A 489-nucleotide genomic window follows, 5' to 3' on the forward strand; every position below is an offset into this window, starting at 1 on the left:
GAGCTTTTCTAAGTCTTCTAATGCTGCCATTAGAGTTTCTGACACAAAACGTCCGCCATGGATACCGAAATGCCCACGTTCATCTGGGTATTGGGTATAGTCAATCACATTACTTTGCTGATCCACGATGGACTCCTTGCATGAAGTTTTCTATAAGTTGTTGGTCTTTTATACCTTTAGCGGATTCGACGCCTCCGCTGACATCTACAGCATAAGCCCCAGTCGTCTTTATAGCGTCTTCAACATTAGCTGGGGTTAAGCCACCCGCTAAAATTAAAGGAATATCAAGCGTAGGGAATTGTGACCAGTCAAAACTGTGTCCTGTTCCCCCTTTGAGTTCAGGATGCCATGCATCTAAGAGCACTGCACTTGCCCCTGCTTGTTGGAAACGTTGAACTTCTGCCACCACATCCAATTCAGGTTTGACTTGAATCGCTTTATACCAGCGTCTTCCTACTTGTGTCGCAATCACCTGACAGTCTTCTGGTG

1 protein-coding gene and 1 pseudogene are annotated in these 489 nt (G+C 45.6%); both read right to left on the minus strand.

Annotated elements, in window-relative coordinates:
- Positions 1-126 (minus strand): annotated as a pseudogene (locus B4F08_RS08785) (tryptophan synthase subunit beta); the annotation flags it as partial.
- A partial coding sequence (locus B4F08_RS08790) for a phosphoribosylanthranilate isomerase (protein ID WP_291374159.1) occupies positions 110-489 on the minus strand: 380 nt, incomplete at its 5' end. The pseudogene B4F08_RS08785 and the gene B4F08_RS08790, both read right to left, overlap by 17 nt.

This window comes from Acinetobacter sp. UBA6720 (assembly GCF_002454215.1).
Taxonomy (GTDB): Bacteria; Pseudomonadota; Gammaproteobacteria; order Pseudomonadales; family Moraxellaceae; genus Acinetobacter.